The sequence below is a fragment of the Psychromonas sp. SR45-3 genome (assembly GCF_014163575.1).
Classification (GTDB): domain Bacteria; phylum Pseudomonadota; class Gammaproteobacteria; order Enterobacterales; family Psychromonadaceae; genus Psychromonas; species Psychromonas arctica.
The window spans coordinates 1-345 of record NZ_JACJDP010000115.1 but is presented as its reverse complement, the minus strand read 5'-3'; the positions used below and the strand labels follow the sequence as shown (position 1 = coordinate 345).

1 protein-coding gene is annotated in these 345 nt (G+C 47.0%); it reads left to right on the top strand.

Features of this window, described 5'->3' with window-relative positions; translation table 11 throughout:
• The coding region (locus H5084_RS19360) for a transposase (RefSeq protein ID WP_182692245.1) at positions 1 to 345 on the top strand (345 nt) is incomplete at both ends.

Sequence of the window (345 nt, the reverse complement as noted above, 5' to 3'; positions counted from 1 at the left end):
AGCTCAACTTATTACTAGTAAATACCAATATGGTTTACCGCTTTATCGCCAAGAAGCGATGTTCAAGCAATACGGTATCGAGCTCAGTCGCCAAACCATGAGCAGTTGGATAGACAAATCAGCCACCCGCTTCGCCCCCTTAGTTGAAAGACTGAAAGTCGAGCTGTTAAAGCAGCCCACGCTGTTTGCCGATGAAACGCCATTAAAAGTGGTCAAGTCTGATAAAGTGAATAGTTACATGTGGGTCTATTGCTCAGGGCAAGACTCACCAGTCCCGAATCATCCTGTCCCTAATATCGTACTTTACGACTTCCACAATAGTCGCGCAGCCACCTGCGTGGTCGA